A 22929-nucleotide genomic window follows, 5' to 3' on the forward strand; every position below is an offset into this window, starting at 1 on the left:
TTAGCTGAACGATCATGGAAGTTTTAAAAAATAGAAAGCGCTATGCTTTCTATTTTATTTTTATAATCATCTTTTCTAGTTTCTCGATTGCGTATAAAGCTTATGCAAATACCGAGATCCCCGAAGGTTTTGAGAATATAAGCGATGATGAAACAACCATTGTTGACGTCTATTTCGGCAAGGAAGATTTAGGCAGCTATCTAGCCCATTTCAATGATGAAGAAATCACGTTCGAAGAGCATGAGGAGCTTTTTAATAAACTGAAAGGTGTGATAAAAAAAGATTACCTTGCGATCATTAGTAGAAAGCTATCCGAGCCTTTAAATGCCAATACTAATCTTGCATGTACTCACGGAGAGCGCTGTGGCTATATAGTGCCCAAAACCTTATCTGTCATACTTTATCGTAACCGTTACAGAGTCAGCGTATTCATTAACCCTGAATTTTTACAAAAGAAGTCGAATGCCGCAGGCTATCTTGCAGACTCTAGCGCTGGGTTTAGTGCGATTAATCAGCTTAGTGGCAATGTAATCGGAGGAAACCCAGCGAGTACAGACTATACGCTTTCACACAAAATGCGCCTTGGGTACGGAAACTGGGGTGCTAAATTGGATGACAGCTTTTCAGGTACCAATAGCGATACCCAAAATGCTCATTATTACTCGATACAAAACATCAATGCCAGCTATCGTAAGCAGCAATATATGGCTCAGCTGGGTATCCAGGATACACTCGGTACTCTGATTATTCCCCAATACAAAGTGCTAGGAGCAAGCGTTTCAACGAAGACCGATTTGATGAATAACTATCAATCTCAGATAGCCACGCCACTTGAAGTCTCGCTCGTCTCTCCCAGTTATATTGAAATATACAAAGATAACCGACTCGTCACTACACAATACTTCACTCAGGGAAATCATTACTTAGACACGAGTTTGCTCCCTACGGGCACGTACAGCATTCAGCTTAAGACGATTGCCATTAATGGACAGACATCCAGTCGTACTACCTATTTTGTTAAAACGGATGCTCTTCCTCTGTATAGCCTACCTAGCTTTTATATAAGTTATGGACAGCTCGCTGATATAAGTAGTACGGAAACCTTCCCTCGGGTTAACGGCGTAGACAGCATTAATATATCTGCCGAGCAACGACTCCATCATTTTTTTGGGCTTGCAGAACATACGGTCTTATTGGGCAACAAAGAATTTATCGGCGAACTTGAATTTATTAGCCAGCTCCCACAAGTGTCTATCATTGCTTCATCAGCGGCCAGCAATTTGGGTGATTATGGTGCAGGGTTAGCGGTCAGTGGCTATGTTCATCACGTAAACATTAGCACTATATACCGAAGAATATGGGCAAACGAGAGCGCTGATAGCCAGCGCGTTAACCAATACGTATCCGATAGCCTAAGCTCCACTAGCCGTATTAGCACAGACTTTAGTTATCAGCTGTCTGACACTATGTTGGACTTTGGACTAGGGTACGGCCTTGATAACCAGCAAAGCACTCACTTTTATTCGTTCGGTGTCGACCATAAATTTCATCTCAGTGACCACACGTCATTAAATATAAATTTAGACACCAGCACCAACCAAGATGAAAATAGTCTTTTTCTTACTTTCACTTTCAATTTTGACGACGTAGGTGGATTTGATTACGCAGTCTCGTCCTACGCTGAACGAATTGACGATAAGAATGAAGACCACACAGACGACACGCTTGGAATGAGTGTAGAAGCAGGTAAACACTTCAAGGTCGGTGACTCTAGTAACTACTACTTATCAGATTTAAGCGCCAGTTCAAAATCTCGCTATTTGACGCAATTTATTTCAACGGAAACGCCGACAGCAAACTTAAATGCGCAGACGACTGTCAATCGAAGCGACAGCACGACAAGCACCTTATACAATATTAAAGCGTTCACGAGCCATGTGTACACGGGAGCTCATCATGGGGCTTTCTCTGGCAACGAAAACGACAGCGGTGTGATGTTACATGTTTATGCGCCTAAAGAGGGGAAATACGATGTTCTCGTTAACGGGCGGGTGACGATGACGATAGAGAACAACAAAAGCTATTTCCTTTCTTTACCGAGCTTTAAGACTTACGACATTGCAATTTCAAGCCGCAGTCACGATTTGCGAGTATTAGACTCCAAACGTGAAGTCACACTGCATGATGGGAGCGTTCAAGATCTCGATTGGCGTGCGCAGTCTACGTATCTATTGATTGGCCAATTTGTCTCTCCATCGGGTGTCCCTATCAGTCATGCGGATATCGAAGGAGGAGCGGAATTTGCCCAAACTGATGAAGAAGGGTTTTCACAAGTTGACGTTTTGTCTGGGCATTCATTAACGCTTGCTACCAGTAACCATCACCATTGTGAGGTCAATACCGATAATATTCATCCTGAGGATGACGTTGCGTATGTGGATCACTTGGTTTGTCACCCACTTTAAATGCTAGCTTTTTTGTGCTTTAACTTTGTACAGGACATCGCTGCTAAGGCAGGGAATACTTTTCAAGTGCCAAAAACGGTGAAACCCTCGATGTTGGTAGCATCGAGGGTTTCGAATTTCTAGATAGTCCGGTTGGTAAAGCCGAGTATCTTATATGCAAAAGGTTGGATTAAATCCGGCTAATTCCTTGGTAGGAAATTAGATACGGATGAAGTCCATGTGCTCAACTTTTGGCTTGAAAGCGTGACGTTGAACGTCTTGTGGCTTAACCTTAACTTCTGCGCCATCAATCACTAGAGTGATTGTTTCGTAGAATTCAGGCTTGTCCATTTGGTTTACGACTTCGCTGTGCTTAAGAGCGATAGCTACAGGTGCTGCTTCACCACCGTAAACAACTGCTGGGAATTGGCCAGCGTGACGTAGGCGGCGGCTCGCACCTTTACCTAGTTCAGTACGTACTACTGTTTCAAATTTCATAGATTTTACTCTCAATTTAGTAAAAGTTAATTTTACATTGAGCAATGCGACCTTGCTCAATGAGGCCACTTGAAAGGTTTTTAACAAAAACGACTCAAGCGAGCGCGGATACTAGCACTGTCTTAGTCGTGGAGCAATAGGAATTCACCTCTAACGCTTATTTGTGAGAGAATTTTCAACCGATTAGGGCAAACATACCATTTGTGATTAAGGTTTGTTCAGATCGCTAGATTCCATCACGATTAAAGTTACCTTGGTAATCTGAAATTGTGGGTGAGTATTACTGATGTTGCTTGCCGGGAATTGTAATCGTGTTGATAGCGTATAGCTACCGCTTAGGTTGAAGTTAATGACGCAACTCGGAGAATCGTCAACGTGATCTTATGTTATTGATTTAACGTTTTTACCCGTTCCAATAACCAATCGAAAGCAAGGTTATAATCATTGAAGTATTGGGTGGTTAGTATGTTATCAGATTCGTTAGCCTTTGATTCATAGCCGGCTATGACCATTTTTTGCATGCTCATTTTCAGCAATACAGCTTGAACCCGAAAGTTTCTTTCGGTAAATTTTTCGACGCTGCTGTTGAAGTATTCCATAACTTCTGGAGTACAAATCTCCCATTCTCGCATATCGATTAAGATCCCCCACTTAAACTGTTTTAGTTTTTCGGATATAACGAGCATTTCAGCAATCTCTTCGCGTGCTGTTTCTAGATTCCACGATCCTGTAAGTTGCGCGATAAGTATGTTTTCGCTGAGCATGGAAGTATCTAAAATGTATTCTCCATGTGAGTTTCTATTTTTCGTCATGACTTACCTGTCATTTGAGAGTCTGTGCTTCTCTCTAGTATAGGTTACTGTGTCGCAGTCGAGGGAGGAGGGGATTGTGGTTATTCGTTGCTTTTAAAGTAGGTATGGCGGGTTGAAAAGTACTCGATATACAGAAGCGCTAATGAGGCCAGCGCCCATTAATTAACCTAGAGAATCTTCGTGAGGAAACTTCGGACAATACCCTTTTAAGTAGGGGGCTAGGAGCTTAACTGGGTGGCAAACACCGCGTTGGTTATTTTAAACACCAACGCGGTGGATATAAGCATCTCTTATGAGTTTATCGACTAATCGACTAAGCGTAGCTTGGCCCTTGTTGCTGTTCTTTCATTTGCTTGAACACGTCGTAGCCTAGCTGATGTAGGATATGAACAATGTCGATGGCGACCCAGTTCTCTTTGAGTAGTTCACCTTCCCTACGCCATAGATCCATAACCCGCATCTCGATATGTTTACCTGTTGGGGCTAGCCCTAGCCAACCACTGTCCCCAGTGTGGGTGCCGTGCATGTGAGGCCAGCCCCCTGTGGATACGTAGTTATTATTGGCGAGCATGTTTACTTTGATATCGACGCTTCTGTCTGGGAATGCGAATACAAATGGGCCTTGATGTTGATTGCGGAATCCTTTTACACCTCTGGTGGTGCCAATTCCCGCAGGGCCATACCACATAAAGTCGCTGTGCCAGTAGTTTTCGAGATCCATCGAAAAGAGATTTTGACCATCAAAGCGCCCTAGACATGTCAGCATATCATTAACGAGTTGCGCGCTTTTTTCGCCGCTGGCAGTACAAGCTGAAAGGTCTGTGATGCCATCGTTTGTGGCAGGTGGGGGAACAAGTCCGTCATGTCCTAGGCTGGTGCGTAGCGGGTTGACGCCTGCTTGGTTCATCGCGTCAATAAAATCTGGAATCAGGTAACATTCTGTGATCTGCTGATTTTCAACGCAAACCATCTCGGTGTAACGTAAATACAAGGTTTTTCCCGTTGCGGGGATACCAAATAAATCATGTTCAAACACCCCAACAAAATAACCAGTGGAATTATACCACTGACGGCCTTCATACTTGTCATTCATGATGATTTGTGGCAGACGTTCTACATCTGGCAGCGCGTGTGTGAGCACAGAAAGGAACTCATTGTGTGCTGTCTCTGGGCCTCGAAGATCGTTAATCGGATGGGCGACAGACCAGCGAACATCTGGGTTCAAGTAGTTTGATGCCAATGCTAAACGTTCGTTTTCGGATGCGTGAAAGTAGTCTTGGTAAAATTGTTCGATGATATTGTGCGGCATGATTTACCTCTTTGATAAGTGTCACTTTTCGGTGCCTAGGAAATAAAAACTTACACTTTTGAATACGTAACCAAATTACCTTGAGTTGAAGTTTTGTCAATGAGCCGTGGGGTAAATGTTTTGTTTGTGTGCGAAGAGTGGGGTTGTCACTTGCGTAGAGTTATCATCCTACATGTAATCTGTTATTACGTGCTCATAAACTAAGTTGTCTTGCTAATAAGCTAAGTTGTCTTGCCAATAAACTAAATTGTCGTGCCAACTGAAAAACTGATGCAGGGTAAGCGGAGTGAGGCAGACCATTTCATCGTCAATAGATGGATGATCTTCCTCCCTCTGCCATTGAATAGAAGGCTGGCTAATGTTCTTTAATTTGGCTGATAGCTAGCGCCGTTAACAATAAAATTACACCTAAGCTTATTACTGGAAGTGGTATCCAAATGGCTGCAATCGCTCCACCTAAAGCTGCCGAGGTTGCTTCTCCCAACACTAACAATGCTTGATTATTCCCCAATACTTGCCCTTGCTCAGATTTTGAGACTTGTTGTATTAACCAGGTTGTACAAGTTGGCAAGGCCATGACCGTTGGAATAACGGCCAACCCGTAGGTTAACCAAATCCAGTTAAATTGCGCCGGAACCGTAACAAAGATAACGATGGCTCCTCCGATTAATAGCAAGCCAGCCAATAGTTTTTTGGTGGTATAGCGATTACTCAAAGGTCCGAGAATGAATATATTCGAAAAGAAGCACATGGATGAAACAAAAGCGATTAAGTATGAAAATGTTTTTAACGTTGGATTCCAAGAGTCTACAATATACAGAGGTATTACTCGATAAAGCCCTTGTACAGAAAAAAAGATAGCAAAGTTAATCATATAAAACTTAAGTAGCTTCTTTTGGCTGAAAATAGATTTGATTGCGCCTAAAGAGTTACCTAAGGTTAATTTTTCTACTTTTTGGCTTTGGTTAATTATGTATTGATCATCAAAATCCAACCATAGCCATAACATTAGAAAAGGCACTAGAATGGAAGTGATAAGAAAGGGGAGGCTATAATTTAGAGAAACACTCGCTAGCAATGGGCCAATAATATAGCCTAGGCTACAAGCAGAATAACCGTAACCGATGAGTTTATTTTTCAGTGACTCATTGTGAGTGCGGTCGGAAATCACTGATTGTGAAATTGCCATGTTAGATTCACACAAACCAGTTAGAAAAGAGGACGCAAATAACAAGCCGAGGTGTTTAAATTCAATACTTAATGCTATTCCAGCAAAGCCGATAGTACAGGCCAGTAGGCTCAGCATTAGCACTTTTTTTCTGCCATAAACATCGGATAATCGGCCGATGATTGGAGATCCAAAAAATTGTCCCAACGGGTACATGGCTAACAAGCCGCCTGATAAAGTCGCACGTAATGAAGTAGAAGCGGTTGTTGGTAATAGCAGAAAATGCTCATCCATTAGCATAGGGATAAACATTGTTATGGTTAAAGCGTAGCCAAGGAATCCTAACAAAATAACGGCATAAAGTGATAAGAAATCTCTAATTCGTATGCTTGGTAATATTGCGTCCATAAAAACAGTTCTCAGGTTGTAATTAAAATGCTGCTTGCTTAGTAATGATGCTAATGGGGTACCTGCGATTGATACGATCCATAGAGTGGTCCCATATTTCTATCAGAGAGTAGAAAAGATGAAGCCGTTACCACAGGCGGATGACATGTATATCCGGTTAAAAAATAGTCTCGAATGCTTTTGACGGCCTGAAGTGTTAATGATTCGATATGGGTGGGGTTAACTAGATAATATCTTTATTGATTTGTCTCATTACATCGTGAGCTGATCAGCTACTTGATTAAGCTATTGAGGTTATGAAACTGGTTGGTCATTGTCAAATGAAAGCTGGAATATAAAACTGATAAATGAATAGATGTGATCTTTATCTAATTAATGGAAAGGAAATTCGAGAAGAAAGTTTAATGGAGCATGCGTGGATTGTGTCATTGGTAAAGAAATTTTTAAAGGCGATACCTGAGTGATATCGCCTTTAAAAGTGTTGGTGTTTTACACGAAGTAAGATTGAACCAAGTTAAACTGGCTTAGCGATATTCAGTGTTAAAGTGGCTTTTAACCCGCCCAGTTTGCTTGGCGCTAGTTTGAGTTGACCTCGATAGCTGTGAGCCATCTCATGCACGATATTGAGTCCTAAACCTGTTCCTGGGGTTTGTTCATCTAGGCGCACGCCGCGTTTAATGACTTGTTCCATTTTTTCAGGTGGGATGCCGGGACCGTCGTCTTCAATGAATATTTCGATGAGGTCACTACCTGTCTTCTGGCTATGTACGCGAATAATAGAGTTTCCCCACTTGTAAGCATTTTCGAGTAAGTTCCCGACCATTTCGTCGAGATCTGTTGGCTCAACGGCGACTTCAAGCTCCGGCTCAAGTTCATTGATCAACGCCATCTCTCTTGATGCGTACACTTTATCAAAGGCGTTGGAGATAGCATCGACGCGTTCGCTGACGGACGCTTTCACGGATAGAATGTTCCTTGAACCTGCCATTCGAGCTCGTCCTAGATGGTAGTCAATTTGATCTTGGATTTGTTCAATTGGAGGACGCAGAGTGTGCTGTTGCGGCTCACTAAAATGTGCTATTTCATTTTTTAGTACAGATAGCGGTGTTTTTAGTGCGTGGGATAAGTTACCCGCGTGGTTTCTTGCGCGCTCAAGCAATTCTTGATAGTGGAATAACAAGGCATTGAGATCGGTGACCAGTGGCGCAACTTCTACGGGGTAGTAGCCATTGAGGGTGTCTTTTTCGCCTCGCCTTAGGGACGCAAGCTCTTGTTTCATTTTGTTGAGTGGCCATAACGACCAGCCAACTTGCAAGCGAATCAAGAACAAGATCCCGACGTACAGCGAGCCTAAGATCAACCAAAGTTGGCCCGTTAGGCGTTGCAATGTTTTTTCTATTGGGTGTTCATCTGAGCCTATGGTGATTGCAATAGGATATGGGTAGTCAGGCAGGTAGATGGTTTGAGTAATATAAATTAATCGCTCACCTTTGGCCCCTTTTACGACTTTACGAAAGGCTTTTTCTTCCACGTCTATATTTTTGTCCCACAGTGAGCGTGAGCGTAGCATTTGGTTTTTGGTTTTGATCGCCCAGTATAGGCCGCTATAAGGCTGGCGATAACGAGGATCAGACAATTGAGTGGCGACACTCAAATGGTCTTTACTGCCGACTTCAATATTGGCGGTGATTTGATCCATAGAAAGTTGCAGCTGACTTTTCACATCCCCAACCAAATATTCTTTCACGAGGAGAGGAATACCGACGCCAGCCGCTAAAATCATGGCGCTAAGCCAGATGATAGCCGCTAGAAGTAGTCGGTTTTTTAAGCTGAGTTGCTTAGGGAAGTTAAAGTTGTTGAGCATTCAGCTGATATCCAAGTCCGCGAACGGTTTTGATGGCTTTCGGTGATAACTTTTTACGGATTCGGCCAATAAAAACTTCAATGGTGTTGGAGTCGCGATCAAAGTCTTGTTTATAGATATGCTCGACGAGCTCGGTACGGGAAATGACCTTATTCGGATTGTGCATGAAATAAGCGACGACTTTGTATTCCAACGCGGTCAGACTCACGACTTGGCCTTGCCACAGGACTTTGGACGTGCGCGTATCTAGGCTGAGATCGCCAATTTGTAGTACAGGAGAGGCATTGCCTGACGCTCGACGCAGGTGAGCGCGAATTCGTGCTATTAACTCAGCAACTTCAAATGGTTTAGTAAGATAGTCATCAGCGCCGGAGTTTAGGCCTTCTACACGTTGCGTTAGCGTATCGCGAGCACTTAATATAATGACTGGCGTATTGATGTTTTCGTCGCGGATGCTTTTTAAAACGGTAAGGCCATCGATTTTAGGCAGGCCGAGATCGAGGACGATGGCATCCCATTCTTCCGAAGTGGCTCGATATAATGCATCGATGCCGTCTTGTGACCATTCAGGGACCCAGCCATTTTGTTCTAACGCTGAAATGATTTGTTCGCCTAAGCGTACATCGTCTTCTACAACAAGTATTTTCATTGGTGATTACTCTTACTTTTTGATCACATCAATAATATTATGACCTTTGAGCTCAGTTAGCCCCAAAGTTGTGGCGTTATACTTCACTTTAATGACATTGTTTTTATACATTAGTTTGAGCTCGTAAAACCACTGGTGGTCGTCTTTTTCTAGTTCCACTTTGATGACTCGGCCGTTTAGTTGAGTGTCGACCGCATCATAAAGTTCGGAGAAGGGCTTAATTAAGCCTTTTTGCACGGCGTCGTATACTTCGTCTTGGTCTTCGTCAAAGGTGACTTTAGTGCCCGGCTTGTATTCGTCTTGCACAAGTTGGTGCCCATTGGTTTCGCCATGGTCGTTCGCATAGGCAGGCAAAACCGCAGAAGTTAAAAAAAGGCAAGTTGCCAAAGTCGCGACAGATTTAATTTGCATAGTTGAGTGAAACCTTTTCCGAGTGTTGCCGATAGTATATGGCTGCCAAGATTAATCTTAGATGAATTCTTTATTGGCTTGGTTAGCAGTTTACCTTATGCGCAGTCGGACCACATACTCTTGTTATGTGAGACTTCGTGGTTTTTGAAGAGCTTAGTCTTTTAAAAGCTAAGGTTTTCTAAAAGCTAAGGTTTTCGAAGAGCCCAGTCTTTTGGATACTTTAGTTATGACGGTTGACTAACTCTTCTGAAAAAATCTTGTCACGGATTTTCCAAAATCGGCCCGATTTTCTGGCAATAACAAACAATGGCGGGCGGAAACGGTGTTGGTTACGCACCACTCTGGTGGCCGTTAAATCTTCAAAAGGACGGTGCCTGTCGGCGAGGTGTGAGCGCACAAACTTATCATGAAAGGTTTGCTTTTGTTTTTTGCTGTGTAACGACCAAAATTCATGAACCTGAGTTTGTTCCTCATCACAATAACTTACCTTTAAACAGGTTCGATTTGAGGCGTCTTTGTAAGTCGACAGTTCAATGTCGTGACACTCGAATACCAAGGCATCTTTTAGATTCAGCGCATCTTTGAGTTTTTTATCTGGGTCCACCAAGGTGGCATCGCATTCGTGGCAAATACGAGCGGCAATATCATTATCTGCGCCGCATTCAGGACAGTATTTAGCGCGAAAACGATAATTACAATGCTCACGCTCTTGCGTGTCTTCGTCGGTGAAATAGCCTTGGCAGCGGCGGCCAAAATGCTCGACTAAGAAGCCTTTGCTATCGAGCTTCCCCCAAAAATTATTGTTGAAGCCACAAGCAGGGCAGGGAACGGTGACCAGCTCGCTGCTGGAGTCGGGTTTGGGGTCGCCGACCTCAGGTTGGTATAAATCGTAATTGTTTCCTGCGTAATCCAACACAATACACTCGGTTTTTCCGGGTGAAAGTCTTAGCCCTCGGCCAACAATCTGTTGATATAAGCTGACGGACTCTGTGGGTCTTAAAATCGCGATTAGGTCTACGTGAGGGGCGTCAAATCCCGTTGTTAGAACAGAGACATTAACTAAAAATTTGAGTTGGCGAGTTTTAAAGCGTTCGATAATTGCATCACGTTCCAGTGTGATGGTATCGCCGATCACGATATCGGATTGCTCGGGCGGAAGTAGGGCTAAAATCTCTTGGGCGTGACGAACCGTCGCCGCGAAAATCATTACGCCTTGTCGGTCTTGTGCATATTGAAGAACTTGAGCGATGATTTGAGGGGTGGCGCGCTGTGATTGTTCAATCACCATATCTAACTCGGCTTGCTTAAATTTCCCCGTGTTAGCGGGCTTTAATTGCGAGAAATCATAGCTCAATACAGGGGCATCTATCATGCGTGCTGGAGTAAGAAAGTTTTCATCCAACAAGTAGTTGATTGGCAGTTCAAAGATACAATCGCGGAAAAAGCGCGGTTCTTCGCTGCGAACTTGTCCTCGGGTGTGGTACTGATAAATCCAGCCCATACCAAGGCGATAGGGGGTGGCGGTGAGCCCGAGCACTTTGATGCCGGAGTTCAGCTCTTTCAAATGTTGGATGACTTTTTGATAGCTACTGTCTTTTGCATCTGGCACGCGGTGGCATTCGTCAATAACGAGCAGGGAATACTGATTCTTAAAGTCGTCTAAGTTGCGCGCTACAGATTGAACAGACGCAAACACGACTTGCTTATTTGTTTCTTTGCGGCCAAGCCCTGCTGAATAAATCCCGCCTTGTAAACCATAGCCTTCATATTTGGCGTGATTTTGTTCCACCAGTTCTTTCACGTGTGCAAGTACCAGCACTCTGCCTTTGGCGAGGCGAGCGAGTTCAGCGATGACTAAACTTTTACCGGCTCCCGTCGGCAAAACTATAACCGCAGGGCTTGAATGCTGGCGAAAATAATGAATAACGGCTTTTACTGAATCGGCTTGATAAGGGCGAAGAGTATACATGGGATGTGTGATGAATTATCGGAGATGGCAGCGTGCGAGCATTCTACACTAAAATAATATTTTTTTGTCTGTATGTGTTCTACGTCCATGGGTGAGTCAGTCACAATGTCACCCGTTACTGTGATCTAGCTCAAGATGAGTATACAATGACGCCGTCCTATGATGAGGTAAACATGCGATTAGATAAATTTCTATGTGACGCGCTAGGAGCGACACGTAAAGAAGCGACCAGAATAATTAAAAGCGGCGATGTAACTGTTAATGGTGATACGTCGAAAAGTGGTTCAGTAAAGGTAAGCAGCGATTGCCAAGTTGAATGGCAAGGGCGAGTGCTAGAACCGCGTGGCCCACGTTACATCATGGTAAACAAACCTGAGGGGTTTGTATGTTCACATGAAGATGGTTTCAATCAGACGGCATTTGCTCTGCTTGACGAAGTGAAAATGGAAGATCTCCATTTTGCTGGTCGCCTTGATGTGGATACGACTGGGCTGGTGTTGATCACTGACGACGGGAAATGGTCTCACAGAATTACCTCACCAAAACATAAATGTCAGAAGGTATATCGAGTCTGGCTGGCCGATCCCGTGCAAGAACAATATGCCGAACAGTTTGCTACTGGCATTCAGTTGAAAAACGAAAAAGAGTTAACCTTACCTGCTCAGTTTGAGTTGGTGGATGCTAGCGACAATCAGGTTTTGTTGACGATTCATGAAGGCAAGTATCATCAAGTTAAACGTATGTTTGCAGCGTTAGGAAATAAAGTCGAGCATTTACACCGTGAGCAAATTGGTTCTCTTGTGTTAGACGAAGATCTTGAGCCTGGAGAGTACCGCTATCTTTCTCAACAAGAAGTGGATTTGTTTACTGCTTAAATGGTCACTTCGTTGACCGCCGTTAAAACTGGTTAAGAAATTAATAGGCGCTTGCTGATGTTCAGCATAGCGTCTTATTTTGTTCGAAACTTTCTTATTATTAACTGAGAAATGTAGCGAAAAGTCTGCAATATCATCCAAACCTGAAACCGCTGTGGAGCAACCAAATTATATGACGTGGCTTATTTATCTCATACTTGGCGCGATCGGTGCGCTGACGCCGCTTGCTATCGATATGTATGTACCGGCGATGCCAGATATCGCAAAAGATCTTGCAGCCAACACGGGCGCTGTTCAGCTGAGTTTAACGGCCTATGGCGCGGGTTTCTCCCTTGGTCAGCTTTTCCATGGCCCAGTCTCCGACAGTTATGGTCGCCGTCCAGTATTGATACTCGGGGTCTTCTTCTTCGCTATATCCGCTTTGCTCAGTGCAACGGTACATAGTATTGATACGCTAAACTTATTGCGTGTGGTTCAAGGGTTTGCGGGTGCGGCAGCCGCTGTCGTTATTCAGGCCGTGATTCGTGACATGTTTGAGCGGGAAGAATTTGCTCGGGTGATGTCTTTTATCACTTTAGTTATGACGATAGCGCCTCTCGTGGCACCGATGCTTGGTGGCCACTTAGCGATGTGGTTTGGTTGGCGTTCAATATTCTGGGTGCTTGCTGTTTACGCCGTGATTGTCGTGGTGATTGTCTACTTTAAGATTCCGGAAACCCTGAAAACGGAAAACCGACCCCCACTGCGATTCAAGACCACGTTGGCCAACTATGGGAAGCTAGTACGTAATCCAATGGCGGTTGGCTTGATGTTATCTAGCGCATTTTCTTTTGCTGGTATGTTCGCCTTCTTTACCGCAGGCTCGTTTGTTTATATCCGTATCTTTGGCGTTTCGCCAAACGAGTTCGCGTATTTATATGGGCTGAATGTGATTGGACTTATTCTTTTGACTATGTCGAATGGCCGATTAGTCAAACGTTTAGGGCTGCATTTTATGCTTCGTTTTGGCTTATCGCTGCAGCTAATAGCGGGTATTGGTTTGTTGACGGGCTGGATTCTCAATTGGGGCCTTTGGGGAACCGTACCATTCGTTGTTTTGTACATTGGCACCATTTCTATGATTGGCAGTAACTCGATGGCTCTATTGTTGAGCAGTTACCACTCGATGGCTGGCACTGCGGCCTCATTGTCTGGTACTCTCCGCTTCGGGATGGGGGCCATCATAGGTGCCGTGGTCGCTGCTCTACCAGGGTTGGCGATTTGGCCTATGGTCTGCGTAATGGCAGGCTGTTCTATACTCTCAATTTCTTTGTACTGGATTTTTGGAAAACAAGCCTAGTGTCTGAATACGTTGTTGAAATACAAGCGGTGGTCAATGCCGCATTAAATGAGCTATCACAAGAGCATCAATCAGGAAAACTGTCGGATGCGCCGATTGCGAATAATCACTTTTTGATTCGTTGGGTTACGCGAGCAATTAAGACTCAGCGTTTCCACCATTGCGTGGCTAAAGATCTTATCGCGTGGCAGAAAATTGGCCGCTCTAAGGGCAACCAAGCAGGGTTCTGGGATCTGTTTAAACGAATCTCGCTGTTGTATGGAGAGTTATTAGGCAAAGACAACACAGATATCTTAGATAGCGATATCGAGAGCTTTCTTGACCGAATGGAAGGCTTGGATTGGGAAGTCTCAACTTCAGAGCCGCTGACCAATTGTGGTAAGACTCAGTTATTTACTGATGGACAAAAGTCATTAGGGTTATGTGCGAACCAATGTGATGACTGTTTTGACGGCGCAGTACTGGTTAAGCCGATGAGCTTTTTCGTTCGCGGTAACCATACAGAGTTTGTAGAACAAGCTTACCAAGCTGGCTTTTTACTCCACAAAGTCACCGACTATAAATCTTCGGTGAAATATCATGGCGAATATCTTATTTTCCCTAAAAATCAGGGCCAACAGTTAGCGGAACTGCCGTTCTCGTTACTCGGCTAGCTATTGAAATAGCGTTCCTGCCTAGCGAGGATCTCAGGAGCGCTTTTACTCATTCAGCACAAAACTAATTCAGCATAAATATTTATGAAATGTATTATTTAGAGATTATTAATAACACTACTTGATTTCTCATCTCGAAAAATAGGCCTGATTGGTCGATGTCCCATATAGCGAACGGGTAGGAACTTCCCTCACTACATCAGGTTACTTAGGTAAAGTTTGGCCGTTCAGAGGGGGGGCTAGATTCGGCTACCGTTATAACACTTTTTGCCGTCTACTTTCTGAACGTATTGCTTTTTGAAAGGTGTTTTATCTTTATAATCAGCGCCTTGAGGCTGGTTGTGTTCAGCAGGATACTTTGAATTTTGATCTTGTTGAAAAGAAACCATTTGCATAATGTGTGATCTCACGTGCAAAATACTTCCTACCTGTGTGGATTTAGTGTAGATTCACTGCCCGGCGATATTTGAGTTTTTGAGAGTATACATGTTGCAACTTAATAATCTTTGTAAAGGCTATTTGGACGGGGGAGAATTTCACCCTATTTTACAAGGAGCTAAGTTGTCACTTTCCCAAGGCGAGCAAGTGGCCTTGATGGGGGAAAGTGGTTCTGGGAAAAGTACCTTGCTTAATTTGATAGCTGGATTAGATACCATTGATTCTGGTGAAGTCTTGTTTCCAGATTTTGCTATGCATAAAGCAAAAGAGAGCAAACGTACTGCTTACCGACGAGGCAATATCGGCCTCATTTTCCAGCAATACAATCTACTTCCTACCGTGAATGTTGAAGACAATATTCGATTTTGTCGAGAACTAAAAGGGCTCCCAGAAGACAAAGGTTTGTGGCGACAAATCATTTCAGTGCTCGATTTGATGCCACTGCTTAAACGTTTCCCGGAAGATATATCCGGTGGACAACAGCAACGTGCTGCCATCGCCAGAGCTCTTTATATGGAGCCTTCTATTCTGTTAGCGGATGAGCCAACCGGAAGTCTAGACGAAAAAAACGCCGAAGCGGTCATGCGGTTACTAACCAGTCTGACTCGTCAGTTGAAATGCACTTTGCTCCTTGTCACACACAGTGAAAAAGTCGCCGAACATATGGAAGGGCGCGTTCGTCTCCAAGGAGGCGTACTGCATGCTATCACCCGTCATTAAAGCGCTGCTAGGTCACTATCGACGTTACCCGTTTCAATTACTGTTGGTATGGCTTGGATTAACGCTTGGCGTTTCTTTATTAGTTGGCGTGACTTCGATCAGCAATAATTTACGCCAAAATGGCGAAAGTGGTGAGCGGGTTTTCTCTGATCCTCTTCCATACAAAATCCGAACAGAAGCCGCGGGCGGCGTGTTGCCTGAAACTCTGTTTTCAACGCTTAATCGGGAAGGCTTTCATCAGTGTATTGCGTTTAAGCGCGTGCCTGTCAGCTTTGGTGGGCAAGGTTTAGTTGCTTTGTTAGGTGTCGACCCTTCGACTTCACTTCCTAACCGAGAAGGTAGCCCATCTGAGTCATTATATTCCATTGCGCCAGTTCCCAACGCCTATTCGGTATTAGTGAGCCAAAGTTTAGCGAATGGCTTACACCTGAACAATGGCGATAGCATAACGGTGCTAGGTCACCATGCGGTTGGCCCTGTAGTGATTGATAGCTGGGGGCTGCTGAAAGAAAATCAACTGCTTACCAGCGCCAAACTTTACCATCATATTGCAGACGCTGGTGTCGCTATTATTGCCTGTGGAGCGATGCCGCCAGACAAGCTGGCTGTGTTGAAGCAAGCTTTGCCGCAAGGGGTCGTGCTATCACATAATACCCAAAATGAAATTGAATCGATTACCAAAGCGTTTCATATGAATTTGACAGCTATTGGTATGTTGGCATTTTTAGTTGGTTTATTTATTTTTTATCAGGCTATGTCGCTATCGCTAGCTCAGCGCCAGCCTTTGGTTGGTATATTGAGACAAATGGGCGTGTCAGAGCGGCAGTTAACTCAAGCATTTTTGCTGGAGTTGGTCGTGTTGATACTCGTGAGTTGGCTGTGCGGGAACATACTGGGCGTTTGGCTTGCCTACCAAATGATCCCCGATGTGTCTCACAATTTGTCTTCTATGTATGCCAGTAGCTTGATTACAATGACAGGTTGGAGTTGGCGTTCGAGCGGCTTGAGCTTGTGTTTGACTATCGTCGGTTCAGCCGTGGCATGTTGTTGGCCTTCAATACGTCTTCTTAGGGCGCAACCAATACGTTTAGCAAAGCGTCTTTCTCTGGTGCGATTTATGAGCGTAGAGTTCGCTATTCAAACCTTGTTTGCGACGATTTTTGCTCTGTTGGCGGTATCTTTGTACAACGCGCCAAAAACGGAACAGACTGGGTTTGCCATCATTACCTTTACTCTGCTCAGTGTGGCGTTGTTTACCCCGTTTTTGATTTGGCAGTTATTTACTCAGTTATCACGCTGGCTCAGTTCTGCGAAAGCTCGTTGGTTCTGTTCCGATACTGCCGCGAGCATGAGCTATCGAGGCGTTGCTTCTATGGCGTTTATGTTAGCAATAGCGGCGAACGTCGGCGTGGAAACCACGGTTGGAAGCTTCAGGCATACGACAGATGCTTGGTTGTCACAACGGCTGGCAGCGGATCTGTACGTATATCCAGACATGGATTCAGCGGAAAATATTAATACGTGGTTGGAAAGCCAGCCTGATATCGCTCAGGTTTGGCAACGCCATGAAAAAGAAACACTGACACCCCATGGCCCGTTGCAAGTGATAAGCACGGGGTTCTCAGACGGTGAAAAAGGCGTGATTCCGGTTAAAGAAGCGTTACCGAATTACTGGTATTTGCTCGATCATGGCAAGTCTGTGATGATCAGTGAGTCTATGGCTAATCGCTTGTCTCTACAATTAGGTCAAACCGTTAGTCTCTATGGTGGGTTAGCGGGAGGCTGGAAAATTGTCGGTATTTACTTTGATTATGGCAACCCCTATAACCAAGCTATTTTGTCGGAGAAAACATGGCAACAAGCTTTCCATGATAGTGGCAGCGTATCGCTGGGTTTGAAGTTATCCGCAGCCAGTCACTCGGCGCAGCTGAAAAAGCGCATCGAGACACATTTTGGTTTGGGTTCGGACCGTGTGTTCGACAGTAAAACTATCCACCGAAAAGCGATGCAACTGTTCGATCGAACATTCGATGTCGCTGACACTTTAGGTAACATTACACTGGTGATTGCGGTCTTTGGTTTGTTCTTTGCCACTTTGGCTGGGGAAAACTCCCGGCAATACCATCTATCGCTTTTGCGCTGTTTTGGACTCTCGATAAAGGAAATTACTCTAATGGGAGGCGCGCAGCTGCTGTTTCTTGGCCTGCTATCGATTTTTATTGCGATGCCACTTGGACTCGCTTTGGCGAAATTCATGGTGGATATCGTGATTCGGCAGTCGTTTGGTTGGTCGATGCCATTGTACTTTTCTCTGACCCAATATATGACGACAGTCGGCGTTATCATGGCATCATTGCTATTGGCGGGCGCAATCCCAATTTTACGCTTAGTCAAGATGAGCCCGATGAGGCTGTTAAAAGACGCGATATAATCGTGTTTCTTTATTCACCAATTCGAGTGCATTAGCACAGTGGTACGCATCCGCCTTGAGAAGTTTCAGCTTGCTGGGTGGTGAAAAGTGTATTTTATGCGACTTTGTGCTCGGTTTGGTATTTGAATCTTAAAAGTGAGAAATTATTTCAATTCAATTGGATATTTCTACCTGCGCTGTGCTATTAATTTATAGGTAATCCCTTACACCTGTTGAGGCTTAGTGTCAGAAAAACTTACAACAATTATTGGTAGAAATGAGTTTCTGAGCTTTTGGAAAGCTTTGCATTCAGTTATATTCTTTATTCATCGTTTCATTCAATAATAACCATAAGGCGATACAAATGGGCGAGCTAATTCGTGACTTTTTCAAAATGGAATCAGCAGGAGGAGTACTACTCGTAATTGCCGCTGCGATTGCCATGATGGTCGCTAATTCCCCTTTAAATGATGTATACCAAGGCGCGTTGCATAGCTATCTATTTGGCATGTCTCTGTCTCACTGGATCAATGATGGCCTGATGGCCGTGTTCTTTTTGCTGATTGGATTAGAAGTAAAAAGAGAGTTAATTGAAGGCGCGCTTCGGTCGAGAGAAACAGCTATCTTCCCCGCAATCGCTGCGGTTGGAGGCATGCTGGCCCCCGCATTAATTTATGTGCTATTTAATATCAACGACCCACAGGCTATCCAAGGCTGGGCGATTCCTGCCGCAACCGATATTGCGTTCGCATTGGGTATTATGGCTTTGTTAGGAAGCCGAGTACCAATCAGTTTAAAAGTATACTTACTGGCATTAGCCATTATTGATGATTTAGGCGTGGTCATCATTATCGCGTTATTTTATAGCAGCGATCTTTCAACTGTTGCTCTATCGATTGGTTTTTTGATGACGGCTTTGTTGTTTATCCTAAACGCGCTGAATGTGACTCGCCTGACACCATACATCATTGTCGGAGCGATCCTGTGGGCTGCGGTACTCAAATCTGGCGTACACGCGACATTAGCTGGGGTAGTGATTGGTTTTGCAATTCCTCTTAAAGGGGCCAAAGACGGGAAGTCCCCTCTAAAAACCATGGAGCACGGTTTGCACAAGTACGTGGCGTTTGGGATTTTGCCTTTGTTTGCTTTTGCGAACGCAGGTATTTCGCTACAAGGCGTATCTTTATCTGGGTTAACCTCTGTGCTTCCGTTAGGGGTGGCATTGGGTTTGGTTGTCGGCAAGCCGCTCGGTGTGTTTAGTTTCAGTTGGGCGGCCGTTAAAATGGGGATAGCGAAGTTACCTGAAGGGGTGAACTTTGTTCATATCTTTGCAGTTTCTGTACTCTGCGGGATTGGCTTTACCATGTCTATCTTCATTTCATCGTTGGCCTTTGGCTCGGCCAACCCAGAATACGATACCTACGCAAGACTGGGAATTTTAATGGGTTCCACGACTGCGGCGGTTCTAGGTTACCTATTATTACATGGTTCGTTGCCTAAACGTAAAACCTAACAACTTGTTTACATTGTAAATGCGTAAAAAAGGTGGACTTAGAGTCCGCCTTTTTTATTTGTATTTTCGGTTAAAAAGTGAGCGATTTTTATTGGATTTTAGGTAAAAAGTGTTGCCATGGTGCTTGTTTTTATGATAATTTCTCGCGCAATCTCGGAGGCTGTGTAGCGCATGAAACTCTGGGGGATACGCGCAGTGATGATTCACGCTGATGGTGATACTGCGTAGGGTAGGTATCGACGAGCATTTGTCGGTAGACGGGACACTAGCGCTGCTTTAGTTTTTGCACCAAAGTTGCGTATTAATGGGAAACCCAACAGTGAAAAAAGTTAACTTACACACCACAATCAGCACCTTACTTCCTAGTTGCCCAGTACTTCATACCAGTAATATTACTGAACCTTGAAACTGACAATTTTTAGTCGTCAGCTTGATGACTTCCTATTCTGGCTGCTTGTGAGTACGTCGGAAGCTTCCTATATACATTTATAATTTGAATCGCTCACTGCGTGTAAGTGAATAAATCATTTGATATTTCAAGGTAATCAAAATGAGCACAGTCTTTGACGTTGATAACAACAATATCGCCGCTAACTTTTCTGCAGACGTTCCTATCATGGAAGGTCTCTATGACTTAACCCCAGATCAAACTTTACTTGATCAAGCTGAACATGAATCCGATGTGCGCTCGTATCCGCGCCGCCTACCCATCGCAATTAAGCGTGCGTATGGTGCTTTGGTTGAAGATACTCGCGGCCAGATCTTTCTCGACTGTTTAGCAGGGGCAGGTACTCTGTCCTTGGGTTACAATCACCCTGAAATCAATCAAGCGCTCAAAGAACAGCTCGATTCTGGATTACCTTACCAGACACTTGATATCACGACAGATGCGAAAGCTAACTTTATCAATAAAGTTAAAGCGTTTCTTCCAGCAGAGTTTGCACACAATTCTGTTATTCAGTTCTGTGGTCCGTCTGGTGCCGATGCCGTTGAAGCCGCGATTAAACTTGCAAAGCAAACGACAGGCCGCAATACCATGTTTGCGTTTCGCGGTGCATACCATGGTATGACTAACGGTACCATGGCAATGATGGGCAACTTGGGTACGAAAGAACGCCGTACAGGGCTGATGTCTGACGTGCATTTCATGCCATTCCCATACAATCTACGATGCCCGTTTGGTTTAGGCGGTGAAGCCGGAGCCAAAGCAAGTATTCGTTATATGGAACGCCTCTTAAACGATGATGAAGCGGGTATTATGAAGCCTGCTGCGATCATCGTTGAGCCAGTACAAGGTGAAGGTGGTGTTATTCCAGCACCGGCACTTTGGCTACAAGAGCTGCGTCGCATTTGTGATGAGCATGGTATTTTGCTCATTTTCGATGAAATTCAATGTGGTGTGGGTAAAACAGGCCATCGCTTTGCTTTCGAAGAAGCGGGTGTGTCGCCAGATATCTTATGTTTGTCCAAAGCCATTGGTGGCGGTTTGCCGATGTCGATTCTGGTGTTTAACAAAGAAATCGATACTTGGAAGGCAGGCGAGCACACTGGGACGTTTCGTGGCAACCAACTGGCCATGGTCTCGGGCGCTAAAGCCCTTGAGATTATTGAGCGTGATCAATTAGTCGATCATGCACAAGTAGCAGGTCAATATCTTCGTTTAGGTTTAGAGCGTATTCAAGAGCGCGTAAACTGCATTGCGGAAGTTCGTGGTAAAGGTTTGATGCTAGGCGTTGAGATCCGTAATCCAAATGGTGCAATGAACAAATTTGGTGAGCCTGAATCTGATGGGCCGTTAACGTTAGCGATTCAACGTGCAGCATTAGAACGCGGTTTGATGGTAGAGAAAGGTGGCCGTGATGGGTCAGTCGTTCGTTTCTTACCGCCGATGATCATCACTTTTGAACAAATTGACTTCGCCTTAAAAGTGCTAGAAGACGCGATGATTGCTGCTGGTGCAGGAACGCGTGAACCTTCTTCAGATAGCCAAGAGTGGCGTAAGCACTTTATCCACACAGGTGAGACTGGCGCAGATGAATTTTCTGTAGTGATGAACCACACCACTGCGGTGATGAAAGACGTATTTGAACAAACTAACGCCCCATACTCTGGGATTGAACCTAAACAGCTAGAACAAGCAATTAATGCTGTGGATCTTAATAACCAAACGGCTAATCTGTGTGATGTTGTCGACGCAACTGCGGATTTAGTGGCGAAGAATTCAATATTCGTTCAACACCCTGACTGTATCGCGCATTTGCATACACCTCCTTTAATGTCAGCCGTTGCTGCTGAAGCCATGATTGCTTCATTGAATCAGTCGATGGACTCCTGGGATCAAGCGTCTTCTGCGACGTATGTGGAGCAAAAAGTTGTCGATTGGCTCTGTGATACCTATCAGATGGGCGACAAGGCAGACGGCATTTTTACCAGTGGTGGCACGCAAAGTAACCAAATGGGGCTGATGCTAGCTCGTGATTGGGTTGCCGATAAACTGTCTGGCCATTCGATTCAAAAACTAGGCTTGCCAGACTATGCCGATAAGCTGCGTATTGTTTGTTCTGAGAACTCTCATTTTACCGTGCACAAGTCCGCATCTTGGATGGGGCTGGGCGAAAAAGCGGTGCTTCCTGTAGCGTGTCATGCAGATGGTACGATGGACGCAACTCAGCTAGACGCTGTTGTTACGCAAGCGATACAAGATGGCTTGATTCCGTTTGCGATAGTCGGTACGGCAGGCACTACCGATCATGGCTCGATTGATGACCTAGATGCGATTGCTGATGCGGCAGATAAATTTGACTTGTGGATGCATGTCGATGGCGCTTATGGCGGCGCGCTTATATTGAGCAGCCATAAGAACCGTTTGAGTGGCATTGACCGTGCAAGTTCAGTAAGTGTTGATTTCCATAAGCTGTTCTATCAAACAATTAGCTGTGGTTCACTGTTGGTGAAGGACAAAGCGAACTTTAAGTTCCTACTACATCATGCAGATTATCTGAACCGAGAGCACGATGAGTTGCCAAATTTGGTTGATAAATCCATTTCAACCACGAAGCGCTTCGATGCATTGAAAGTCTTCATGACAATGCAAAATGTTGGGCCAAATACGTTAGGTAAAATGTACGATCACTTGCTAGAGCAGACTCAAAGTGTTGCTCGTATGGTCGAAGCCCACTCTGGCTTTGAGTTATTGGCAGAGCCTTCATTGTCTACCGTGCTATTTAGAGTGAACAGCGCGAATGGTGCTGATTTGGATAAGTTAAACCAAGCAGTGCGCATTGAAGCTTTGACTCGCGGTGTAGCCGTGCTAGGTGAAACGGTTATTGCAGGCAATACTGCTTTGAAGTTTACGATTCTGAACCCTTGCCTTAAAGCGTCAGACTTCGAGTCTCTACTAGAAAAAATTACTACACTAGCTTCTGAGCTAGCGAAATAAAGGAACAGAT

At 44.5% G+C, this 22929-nt stretch carries 17 protein-coding genes; 8 read left to right on the forward strand and 9 right to left on the reverse strand.

Annotated elements, in window-relative coordinates; all coding sequences use genetic code 11:
• Positions 1–14: 14 nt before the first annotated feature.
• The gene (locus L4C34_RS15190; protein WP_428790195.1) at positions 15–2465 is read left to right on the forward strand and encodes a TcfC E-set like domain-containing protein; all 2451 of its coding nucleotides are present in this window, start codon (positions 15–17) and stop codon (positions 2463–2465) included.
• Between the two features lie 198 nt (positions 2466–2663).
• Here L4C34_RS15190 and rplY read toward each other — a convergent pair whose 3' ends face one another.
• The 8 genes from rplY to radD all read right to left on the reverse strand — a co-directional run bounded on the left by rplY (position 2664) and on the right by radD (position 11532).
• Positions 2664–2942 (reverse strand): 50S ribosomal protein L25, encoded by a 279-nt coding sequence (gene rplY, locus L4C34_RS15195; RefSeq protein WP_428790196.1) that lies wholly within the window; start codon positions 2940–2942, stop codon positions 2664–2666.
• 386 nt (positions 2943–3328) lie between these two features.
• The gene (locus tag L4C34_RS15200) at positions 3329–3754 is read right to left on the reverse strand and encodes a hypothetical protein (RefSeq protein WP_428790197.1); all 426 of its coding nucleotides are present in this window, start codon (positions 3752–3754) and stop codon (positions 3329–3331) included.
• Positions 3755–4067: 313 nt separating this feature from the next.
• Entirely contained in the window at positions 4068–5063 is a 996-nt protein-coding gene (locus L4C34_RS15205; protein WP_428790198.1) for a nuclear transport factor 2 family protein, read from the reverse strand.
• 355 nt (positions 5064–5418) lie between these two features.
• Positions 5419–6639, reverse strand: a complete 1221-nt coding sequence (locus L4C34_RS15210) for an MFS transporter (protein WP_428790199.1) — start codon at positions 6637–6639, stop codon at positions 5419–5421.
• A gap of 514 nt (positions 6640–7153) precedes the next feature.
• Positions 7154–8503, reverse strand: coding sequence for an ATP-binding protein (locus L4C34_RS15215; protein ID WP_428790200.1), 1350 nt, complete (start codon positions 8501–8503; stop codon positions 7154–7156).
• On the reverse strand, positions 8487–9152 hold the full coding sequence (locus L4C34_RS15220; RefSeq protein ID WP_428790201.1) for a response regulator transcription factor: 666 nt from the start codon (positions 9150–9152) through the stop codon (positions 8487–8489). The genes L4C34_RS15215 and L4C34_RS15220 overlap by 17 nt, the downstream gene beginning before the upstream one ends.
• 12 nt (positions 9153–9164) lie before the next feature.
• Positions 9165–9563, reverse strand: a complete 399-nt coding sequence (locus L4C34_RS15225) for a PepSY domain-containing protein (RefSeq protein ID WP_428790202.1) — start codon at positions 9561–9563, stop codon at positions 9165–9167.
• 220 nt (positions 9564–9783) lie between these two features.
• Positions 9784–11532 (reverse strand): DNA repair helicase RadD, encoded by a 1749-nt coding sequence (gene radD / locus L4C34_RS15230; RefSeq protein WP_428790203.1) that lies wholly within the window; start codon positions 11530–11532, stop codon positions 9784–9786.
• Positions 11533–11705: 173 nt separating this feature from the next.
• Here radD and rsuA point away from each other — a divergent pair, with 173 nt between their 5' ends.
• From rsuA to L4C34_RS15245, 3 genes are all read left to right on the forward strand, one after another.
• Positions 11706–12407, forward strand: a complete 702-nt coding sequence (rsuA, locus tag L4C34_RS15235; protein ID WP_428790254.1) for a 16S rRNA pseudouridine(516) synthase RsuA — start codon at positions 11706–11708, stop codon at positions 12405–12407.
• A gap of 172 nt (positions 12408–12579) precedes the next feature.
• Positions 12580–13746 carry a Bcr/CflA family multidrug efflux MFS transporter gene (locus tag L4C34_RS15240; protein ID WP_428790204.1) on the forward strand — a complete coding sequence of 389 codons (1167 nt, stop codon included), beginning with the start codon at positions 12580–12582 and terminating at the stop codon, positions 13744–13746.
• A complete protein-coding gene (locus L4C34_RS15245) occupies positions 13746–14399 on the forward strand; it encodes a DUF2913 family protein (protein WP_428790205.1) in 654 nt (217 codons plus the stop codon). Before L4C34_RS15240 ends, L4C34_RS15245 begins: the two co-directional genes overlap by 1 nt.
• Before the next feature lie 239 nt (positions 14400–14638).
• On the opposite strand, the gene L4C34_RS15250 is transcribed toward L4C34_RS15245, so the two are convergent.
• Positions 14639–14794: a hypothetical protein gene (locus tag L4C34_RS15250; protein WP_428790206.1), complete on the reverse strand. Its 156-nt coding sequence runs from the start codon at positions 14792–14794 to the stop codon at positions 14639–14641.
• Positions 14795–14885: 91 nt separating this feature from the next.
• Between L4C34_RS15250 and L4C34_RS15255 the strand changes: the two genes are divergently transcribed.
• The 4 genes from L4C34_RS15255 to L4C34_RS15270 all read left to right on the forward strand — a co-directional run bounded on the left by L4C34_RS15255 (position 14886) and on the right by L4C34_RS15270 (position 22919).
• The gene (locus L4C34_RS15255) at positions 14886–15557 is read left to right on the forward strand and encodes an ABC transporter ATP-binding protein (RefSeq protein ID WP_428790207.1); all 672 of its coding nucleotides are present in this window, start codon (positions 14886–14888) and stop codon (positions 15555–15557) included.
• On the forward strand, positions 15538–17988 hold the full coding sequence (locus L4C34_RS15260) for an ABC transporter permease (protein ID WP_428790208.1): 2451 nt from the start codon (positions 15538–15540) through the stop codon (positions 17986–17988). The genes L4C34_RS15255 and L4C34_RS15260 overlap by 20 nt, the downstream gene beginning before the upstream one ends.
• A 343-nt stretch (positions 17989–18331) precedes the next feature.
• Positions 18332–19480, forward strand: coding sequence for a Na+/H+ antiporter NhaA (gene nhaA, locus L4C34_RS15265; protein ID WP_428790209.1), 1149 nt, complete (start codon positions 18332–18334; stop codon positions 19478–19480).
• 550 nt (positions 19481–20030) lie between these two features.
• Positions 20031–22919: a pyridoxal phosphate-dependent class III aminotransferase gene (locus L4C34_RS15270; protein WP_428790210.1), complete on the forward strand. Its 2889-nt coding sequence runs from the start codon at positions 20031–20033 to the stop codon at positions 22917–22919.
• Positions 22920–22929 lie beyond the last annotated feature (10 nt).

This window comes from Vibrio profundum, from assembly GCF_050337555.1.
In the GTDB taxonomy this organism is placed as follows: Bacteria; Pseudomonadota; Gammaproteobacteria; order Enterobacterales; family Vibrionaceae; genus Vibrio; species Vibrio profundum.

What these genes read in the sequence shown, in the direction of transcription:
- rplY (WP_428790196.1), bottom strand. Translation starts at nt 2,942, where the DNA reads ATGAAATTTGAAACAGTAGTACGTACTGAACTAGGTAAAGGTGCGAGC.
- L4C34_RS15240 (WP_428790204.1), top strand. Translation starts at nt 12,580, where the DNA reads ATGACGTGGCTTATTTATCTCATACTTGGCGCGATCGGTGCGCTGACG.
- L4C34_RS15270 (WP_428790210.1), top strand. Translation starts at nt 20,031, where the DNA reads ATGAGCACAGTCTTTGACGTTGATAACAACAATATCGCCGCTAACTTT.
- L4C34_RS15215 (WP_428790200.1), bottom strand. Translation starts at nt 8,503, where the DNA reads ATGCTCAACAACTTTAACTTCCCTAAGCAACTCAGCTTAAAAAACCGA.
- L4C34_RS15210 (WP_428790199.1), bottom strand. Translation starts at nt 6,639, where the DNA reads ATGGACGCAATATTACCAAGCATACGAATTAGAGATTTCTTATCACTT.
- nhaA (WP_428790209.1), top strand. Translation starts at nt 18,332, where the DNA reads ATGGGCGAGCTAATTCGTGACTTTTTCAAAATGGAATCAGCAGGAGGA.
- L4C34_RS15200 (WP_428790197.1), bottom strand. Translation starts at nt 3,754, where the DNA reads ATGACGAAAAATAGAAACTCACATGGAGAATACATTTTAGATACTTCC.
- L4C34_RS15190 (WP_428790195.1), top strand. Translation starts at nt 15, where the DNA reads ATGGAAGTTTTAAAAAATAGAAAGCGCTATGCTTTCTATTTTATTTTT.
- L4C34_RS15250 (WP_428790206.1), bottom strand. Translation starts at nt 14,794, where the DNA reads ATGCAAATGGTTTCTTTTCAACAAGATCAAAATTCAAAGTATCCTGCT.
- L4C34_RS15225 (WP_428790202.1), bottom strand. Translation starts at nt 9,563, where the DNA reads ATGCAAATTAAATCTGTCGCGACTTTGGCAACTTGCCTTTTTTTAACT.
- L4C34_RS15260 (WP_428790208.1), top strand. Translation starts at nt 15,538, where the DNA reads ATGCTATCACCCGTCATTAAAGCGCTGCTAGGTCACTATCGACGTTAC.
- L4C34_RS15220 (WP_428790201.1), bottom strand. Translation starts at nt 9,152, where the DNA reads ATGAAAATACTTGTTGTAGAAGACGATGTACGCTTAGGCGAACAAATC.
- L4C34_RS15205 (WP_428790198.1), bottom strand. Translation starts at nt 5,063, where the DNA reads ATGCCGCACAATATCATCGAACAATTTTACCAAGACTACTTTCACGCA.
- L4C34_RS15255 (WP_428790207.1), top strand. Translation starts at nt 14,886, where the DNA reads ATGTTGCAACTTAATAATCTTTGTAAAGGCTATTTGGACGGGGGAGAA.
- rsuA (WP_428790254.1), top strand. Translation starts at nt 11,706, where the DNA reads ATGCGATTAGATAAATTTCTATGTGACGCGCTAGGAGCGACACGTAAA.
- radD (WP_428790203.1), bottom strand. Translation starts at nt 11,532, where the DNA reads ATGTATACTCTTCGCCCTTATCAAGCCGATTCAGTAAAAGCCGTTATT.